At 64.5% G+C, this 6,638-nt stretch carries 7 protein-coding genes; 1 reads left to right on the top strand and 6 read right to left on the bottom strand.

Annotation, left to right across the window (positions count from 1 at the left end; genetic code table 11):
- Positions 1-237 precede the first annotated feature (237 nt).
- The 5 genes from VL752_RS18280 to VL752_RS18260 are packed head-to-tail and all read right to left on the bottom strand — an operon-like array spanning position 238 to position 4,526.
- Complete coding sequence (locus tag VL752_RS18280; RefSeq protein WP_325357371.1) at positions 238-1,053, bottom strand: N-acyl homoserine lactonase family protein; 816 nt, start codon at positions 1,051-1,053, stop codon at positions 238-240.
- A 51-nt stretch (positions 1,054-1,104) separates the two neighbouring features.
- Positions 1,105-1,491, bottom strand: coding sequence for a carboxymuconolactone decarboxylase family protein (locus VL752_RS18275; RefSeq protein WP_325357369.1), 387 nt, complete (start codon positions 1,489-1,491; stop codon positions 1,105-1,107).
- Positions 1,488-2,879, bottom strand: coding sequence for an MmgE/PrpD family protein (locus tag VL752_RS18270; protein ID WP_325357367.1), 1,392 nt, complete (start codon positions 2,877-2,879; stop codon positions 1,488-1,490). The genes VL752_RS18275 and VL752_RS18270 overlap by 4 nt, the downstream gene beginning before the upstream one ends.
- Positions 2,876-3,808: an NAD(P)-dependent oxidoreductase gene (locus VL752_RS18265; protein WP_325357365.1), complete on the bottom strand. Its 933-nt coding sequence runs from the start codon at positions 3,806-3,808 to the stop codon at positions 2,876-2,878. The genes VL752_RS18270 and VL752_RS18265 overlap by 4 nt, the downstream gene beginning before the upstream one ends.
- 4 nt (positions 3,809-3,812) lie before the next feature.
- The gene (locus VL752_RS18260; protein WP_325357363.1) at positions 3,813-4,526 is read right to left on the bottom strand and encodes an SDR family NAD(P)-dependent oxidoreductase; all 714 of its coding nucleotides are present in this window, start codon (positions 4,524-4,526) and stop codon (positions 3,813-3,815) included.
- Positions 4,527-4,763: 237 nt separating this feature from the next.
- On the opposite strand from VL752_RS18260, the gene VL752_RS18255 reads away from it, so the two are divergent.
- Positions 4,764-5,723: a LysR family transcriptional regulator gene (locus VL752_RS18255; protein ID WP_325357361.1), complete on the top strand. Its 960-nt coding sequence runs from the start codon at positions 4,764-4,766 to the stop codon at positions 5,721-5,723.
- A 63-nt stretch (positions 5,724-5,786) separates the two neighbouring features.
- On the opposite strand, the gene VL752_RS18250 is transcribed toward VL752_RS18255, so the two are convergent.
- On the bottom strand, positions 5,787-6,638 hold an 852-nt coding region (locus VL752_RS18250), incomplete at its 5' end, for a hypothetical protein (RefSeq protein WP_325357359.1).

The raw sequence follows: 6,638 nt of genomic DNA, 5'->3' as shown, positions 1-6,638 counted from the left end.
TTTTCGTCCCGGGTCATCGCCGGCTTGAGGCTGCGGGTGGCGGCCGTGACGGTGGCAGGATCAGGCGGCAGGAACTGTGTCGGCATGAGCATATGGAGCGGTCGTTGCCGCCCGTCCTCCCTCTTGTTCTTGGCCGCAACTCTGCGCGCCCCCGGATATCTCTTGAATAGAATGTTCCAGCATAGCAGTTATAGAAACGCCTCGCCGCCAAGCGGCCGGTTGTATTTGCACCGCTTCTCAAAGCGAGTGGCGCGGCGGCTCGTCGAGACGCACCACAATCCCTTCCAGATCCGGCCGTGCCGGGGGATACAGATCCATCACCAGAGGATCGTGGCCGGGGATGATGTGGTCGCGGCTCGGCGCCTGGGCGCGCACGAGATCGAATGCTTCTACCGCGTCGCCCAGGTTGAAGACGGTGGTGAAGGGCCGGCCGCTATCCATGTTCTCGAAGAAATGCATCGTATCCGACGCCAACACAACCCAGCCACGCTTGGTATGGACACGGACGAATTGCAACCCGCCAGAATGGCCGCCGGCGAGATGCAGGCTGATGCCGGGCGCGAGCGTCGCGTCGCCACGATAGAAGGTGACGCGCCCGGCATAGTTGCGGCGTACCACCTCCACCACCTCCTCCACTTCGAAAGCGTGGTTGAGGAAGGGATGGCGCATGTAGCGGCCGGTGGCGTAATGCAGTTCCGGCTCCTGGAGATGCAGCTGAGCTGCCGGGAATTTCATGATGCTGCCGACGTGATCGTAATGCAGATGGGTCAGCACCAGATCGCGCGTGGTCTCACCCGAGAGGCCAAGCAACTGCAGAGATTCGACCGGGCAGCGCAGATAGTCACGCTTACGCTTGGCCGCCATCTCGGCCGTGAAGCCGCAATCAACGACGAAGCTGCGCTCATCGTTTTTGATCACCCAGCAGAAATAATCCATGCGCATCGGCCCGTCATGCGGGTCACCGCCGACGAAGTTATCGGCGCGCCGTCCCTCGCGCGTGGCATAGCGGATGGCATAGAGTTCATAGACGGGCAGCGCATCCGGCATCGTCATTCTTTCTAGCGGTGGCGGGCGGGATGTGGCAGCACCCCGACGGCCCAGATGTTATTCGGCGGCCTTCGCTTCTTCGGCGAAGGCCTCGCGGGCGATGCGGAACCCGTCCACCCCCGCCGGGATCCCGCAATAGATCGCAACTTGGAGCAGGACTTCGCGGATCTCCTCCTTCGTGACACCGTTGCGCAGCGCTCCTTTCACATGCATCTTGAGCTCGTGCGGACGGTTGAGCGCGCTGATCATCGCCAGGTTCAACATGCTGCGCGTCTTGCGGGGCAGGCCCTCCCGGCCCCAGATGGCGCCCCAGCAGTATTCCGTCGTCAATTCCTGCATTGGCATATTGAAGTCATCGGCGGCCGCGAAGGACTTCTCGACGAATTCCGCGCCCAGCACCGATTTGCGGATTTCGAGCCCGCGATCGAAGGTTTCCTTGCTCATATCCTGTCTCCTTTTTCCGAACCGCGCAGAAGGGCGAGGAGGGAGGCGAGATCCTCCAACCGTTCCAGCTGCCCGACGGTTTCTGTGATGGCCGCAGCCCGCGCCGCGCCGGTGATGGCGCCACCGGCCTCCTGGAAGCGCGCACGCACCCCATCGGGCGTGGCCGGCACCACATCCTCCAACCGGCGCGTGAGGCGGCGGCCGTCCGTCAGGGTGACATCCACGGCCGCGCCCTGCCGCGCCGGGTAGGCCGCGTTGAAGGCCGGGTCCTCATCGACTGTGATGCGTCGGGCGAGGCCCAGAATCTCCGGATCATCCAGCCGACGGTAATTCTCCTCGCGAACCCCGCCACGCACGAGGGCGGCGGCGACGCCGAACTGGATGCTCATCTTGGCCTGCAGGATGCGACCGAAGGGGCCGGCATAGTCGCAGCCGGGATAGAGCTTCATGGCCCGCGTGCCGCGCACCAGGATGGCTTCGATCTGCTCCGGCCGCAGAGGTTCCTCCCGCGCCAGGGCAAGCATCGCCTGACAGGGAGTCTGGGCATAGTTGCAGGCTGGAACTGGTTTGTTGTAGACGGCGAGGATCTCTGGCAGGTCGTCCGGGAAAAGGCGGATAGCGGGTGCCGGCTTACCCGGCCGGTAGGCCGCGAAGAAACCGGCTGCCCCATCCAGCACCGTCTCCGAGGCGCGGGCGCCGAACGCCGCGAGTTCGACCGCCGTGACGGCATTGCGCGCCGCGAAGCCGGGATGGAAGAACATCTCGTCACTCCCGGTCGCCGGCCACTCGTTCAAACCGCTGAGCGTATTCACCGCGAGAGACAGGGCGCTTGCCGTCTCCTCCTCATCGAGGCCGAGCAGATGCGCGCCGGCAAGGGCGGCGGCGATCGGGCCGGTAAAGCCCGTGGGACGGAAAGTGCGGGCGAAATCAGGGCTGATGATGGCGCGGCCGAAGCGGCCGCCGATCTCGTAGCCGAGGATCGCCGCTTCCACCAAAGTACTCCCGCTCACGGAACGGCGCGCGGCAAGGGCGAGCAGCGTCGGCCATATGACCACCCCGAGATGGCTGACACTGCCGGTATGCATGTCCTCCCGCACCAGACCGTGACCCATCACCGCGTTGACGAAGGCGGCCTGTGGCACCGGCGCCCTATGATCGGTGAACAGCACGGGCGCGGACCCCGCCTCCTGTGCCGCAAAGCGGATCGCCTGCACGGAAATCGGCAGATCACGCGATTCCAGGGCGCATGTCAGGAAATCGAGCAGGCAGATGCGGATCTTCTCCAGGCATTCAGAGGCACGCGGAATAGTGGCCGCGCGCGCCTGGGCCGCGAGGTCCCGGCAAAGCGGCCGGGTGCGCCCGGCCGCAACCACGGCCGGGGCGCTCATGCGCGAACCTCCACCCCGGCCCAGCTCTCGACGCTCCGCACAATGGACGTAAAATCCGATTCCGGCCCGTAGAGCGCGTTCGTCACCGCCAACATCTGGCGCACGGCGGAGCCGACCACCATGGGAATGCCCATGGCCTCGGCCTCGTCCAGGCACAGCCGCACATCCTTGTAGGAAAGGCCGGTCATGAAGCCGAAATCGAAGGTGCCAGGCAGCACGGATTTCGGGAACTTGTCCTGGATGGCGCTGTTGCGCCCGCTACTGACATTGATGACGTCGATCATCACGCGGGGGTCCAACCCGGCCTTCATGCCCATCACCATGCCTTCGGCCGAAATCGCCATGGCGCTCGCGGCGAGGAGATTGTTGACGAGTTTCAACGTTTGAGCGGAGCCCGGCTTTTCGCCGATGTAGAAGAGCTTTCCGAAGATCGCGAGCAGAGGCTGCACGATCTCATATGTGTCCTTGGGGCAGGAGGCCATGACAGCGAGCGTGCCCTCCCGCGCGCCTTTCAATCCACCGCTGACGGGCGAATCGACCGCGGTGATCCCATGTTCGGCGAGGCCCGCGGCAATCCGCGCCGCGACGCGCGGCCCGGTGGTCGAGAGATCGACGAAGATGCGCGCGCGGCCGCCATGGACGACGCCATCGGGACCGAGAGCGACGCTTTCCACCACCGGCGGGCTGGGCAGGCTGGTGAAGACGATGTCCGTTGCCGCTGCCACGTCCGCCGCGCTGTTGGCGCGTTTGGCGCCGTGCGCGACGAGAGACGCGACCGCCGCTTCCGACGGATCCGACACGGTCACGCTGTGGCCCGCGGCGAGTAGCCGCTCCGTCATCAATCCGCCCATGCGGCCAACGCCGACAAAGCCCAGTTCCTGTCCTGCCACGTTCCACTCCTCCTGCCGTGCGCCGGGCACGGGCGTCATAGGCTCAATGCATCACCATCCCGCCATCGGCGACCAGCGTCATGCCGGTGCAGAAGGAGGATTGCGGTGACAGAAGCCAGGCAATTGCCTGGGCAATCTCCTCGGCGGTTCCAAGGCGATTCTGAATGGCCATGCCTTCGATCCGCCGGCGAATGTCGGGGTCCGACAGCGGCTGCGTGACGAACGGCGTCTCGATCATGCCGGGAGCGACGGTATTGACCGCGATGCCGCGCTCCCCCAGTGCGCGCGCGGCATTCTTCGTCATCGCCAGAACGGCGCCCTTGCTCGATGCGTAGGAAACCGTGCCGGCAAGCCCGCCGCCGCGGAGCCCTGCGACACTCCCGACCGTGCAGATGCGGCTGCCCGGCGCCATCAGCCTCGCGGCCTCGCGCAAGCAGAGGAAAGTGCCGATGACATTGACCTCGTGTACTTTGCGAAATGTCTCGGCCGTGGTTTCGAAGAACGGTGTGGTCTCGTAAATCCCCGCGCAGGTTGCAAGCCCGTCAAGGCCGCCCAACCGCTCTCCCGCCTCGCGGAAGGCAGCGATCACCGCGCCCTCGTCCGATACATCGAGAGGGATCGCTGCCTGCGCGCCGGCAACCCTTTCAAGCGCCGCCGCGTCGCGATCCATGCAGACAAGCTGATGGCCTTGCGCTGCGAGCAGGCGCACGGTCGCGGCCCCTATTCCGCTTGCCGCACCTGTAACGACGATCCGCATGAAGACGAGAATCCTTCCCTTGGCCAAGCACGACAGGTGGGGCTTCGGCGATGCGGCGCTCAGCTTGGACACGGATGCTTGTCGGTCCGTGAGTGACGTTCCCCGAGGCCGCCTTGGCGGCTTTGCTCTTGCCCGGAACGCTAATCCCCGTGGCGGAGCTGCGCCAGCGTACGAATGTGCTATAGCAGCTATGATGGCCCGGAGAGGTCACGCAGCCGTGAAGCGAGGAGCGAATCCATGGAACTGAGGCAGTTGCGGCATTTTCTGTGCGTGGCCGAGACGGGCAGCTTCTCGAAGGCGGCTGTGCGTCTCTCCCTCACCCAACCGGTGCTGAGCCGCGAAGTGCGCATGCTGGAGGAGGAATTCGGAGAGCAGCTGTTCTATCGCAACGGGCGTGGCGTCGTGCTTTCGACCGCAGGCGAGCTTTTGGCCGGTCATGCCCGCGACATGGTAGGAATTTCGGATCGGCTGAAGGCCGAGATGTCGGCACGGCAGGATGCGCCAAGCGGCAAAGTGGTCATCGCCATGCCACCCTCCATCGGCTGGGTGCTGACGGTGCCCCTCGTGCAGCGCTGCCTTGCCGCCTATCCCGGGATTTCTCTGCATGCTGTGGAGGGCTTCAGCGGCCATGTGCTGGAATGGCTCGCCACCGGGCGGATCGACATCGGCATCGTCTACAACGCGCCGAAACACCCGACGCTGCTCATGGAGCCGCTTTTGGAGGAGGAGCTCATCCTGCTCGGGCCGCCCGGGGATCCGGCGGGGTTGGGCGATGGGCCGGTGCGGGTGCCACGCCTCGCCACTCTGCCGCTGATCATGCCGGCGCGGCCGCATGGGTTGCGCGTTCAGGTTGACCAGGAGATGGCTCACGCGGGTGTCTCCCTGCGCATCGAGCATGAGATGGACGCGATGAATTCCACCCTCTCGCTGGTCGAGGCCGGGGTCGGTTACACCATCCTCTGCTATGCGGCGACAGAACCGCGGATTGCCGCCCGCCGGCTGCGTTGGTGGCCGTTGATTGATCCGCCGCTCGTGCGCCACCTTATGCTGGCCACGGCCGTGCAGCGGCCGATGACCTCGGCTGCGAAGATCGTGATCCGCCTGGTGCGAGCGCTGGTCGGCGAATTATGCTGGACGCCCGATGCGGCGCAGGCTTCGCCCGCCAGCGAATCTGCCCAAGCCAGAGCGGGTCTTTAAGCGATTGATGGTTCGATTGCCCGGGCAATTCTGAATCGCCCGCAGAAACCGGACTGATTGAGATTATTTTGGCGCTGTCGCCGGCAAAGCCGGCTGTGGGATAGGCGCTTGCATACCGCTCAGGGTCCATTCGTAGACCGCCGTGCCAGTACGGAACGTGCCGATCCGCGGCGTGCCAAGATCAAGAATATCGACGATCACAACTGTCCAAGTCAGCGTCAGCAGCGTCGCGATCAGGCGCAGCGGCTTGCCTCGCAGCCCAAGCTGGTATCCAACCCCACCCATGGAGAGCAGCGCCAGGAGAAATAACAGCCAGATAATCTGGGGAGGAAACTTATAGGTATAGGCAAATCGCTCAGCCGTCGTCGTATCGAACACCTCGTTCACCGCGGCTGCCAATTGACCGGCAATGGCGTCTGCCCGCTGCCGTGTGACCGCTGTGACATTGCCCCAGATCTCATTTTGCAGGGTCGATGTGCGCGCGTCGATTTCCTTCACTTTTTCTCGGTCGTGACCGACCTCGATGTATCGGTCGCGCAGCCCCGCATATTCCTTGAGAAGACGGGCTATCTCATCCCCACGTGGATTGCCCAGGCCATCGGCCCGCAACCACGCCGTACCGATGGCATTCGCCTCGGCGAGAGAGCCAAGGCGCCGTTCATCGAATCTCGCGCTGGCGAAAGAAAGTGTCAGCGCCAGGACGAAGGCGAGCAGCGCCAGCAGGCCGCCCACCATGACGCTCACACCCTCCACGTGAGTACTCGTAGTGGCGGCCGACCGGCGGCCCAGCCAGAAACCAAACTCGCGCGCTACAACCTGGACAATGAACAACAAAAAAGCGAAGGCGAGCACGCTCCAAGCTGAGATCGCCGCCAGCACCTGCATTGTCCTACTCCTGTCTCCGGGAACCAATTC

The sequence above is a fragment of the Acidisoma sp. genome, assembly GCF_035492295.1.
Lineage (GTDB): Bacteria > Pseudomonadota > Alphaproteobacteria > Acetobacterales > Acetobacteraceae > Acidisoma.
The sequence above is the reverse complement of the archived record's forward strand: the minus strand, read 5'-3'. Positions and strand labels throughout refer to the sequence as shown.

What these genes read in the sequence shown, in the direction of transcription:
- VL752_RS18275 (WP_325357369.1), bottom strand. Translation starts at nt 1,491, where the DNA reads ATGAGCAAGGAAACCTTCGATCGCGGGCTCGAAATCCGCAAATCGGTG.
- VL752_RS18260 (WP_325357363.1), bottom strand. Translation starts at nt 4,526, where the DNA reads ATGCGGATCGTCGTTACAGGTGCGGCAAGCGGAATAGGGGCCGCGACC.
- VL752_RS18265 (WP_325357365.1), bottom strand. Translation starts at nt 3,808, where the DNA reads ATGACGCCCGTGCCCGGCGCACGGCAGGAGGAGTGGAACGTGGCAGGA.
- VL752_RS18280 (WP_325357371.1), bottom strand. Translation starts at nt 1,053, where the DNA reads ATGACGATGCCGGATGCGCTGCCCGTCTATGAACTCTATGCCATCCGC.
- VL752_RS18270 (WP_325357367.1), bottom strand. Translation starts at nt 2,879, where the DNA reads ATGAGCGCCCCGGCCGTGGTTGCGGCCGGGCGCACCCGGCCGCTTTGC.
- VL752_RS18255 (WP_325357361.1), top strand. Translation starts at nt 4,764, where the DNA reads ATGGAACTGAGGCAGTTGCGGCATTTTCTGTGCGTGGCCGAGACGGGC.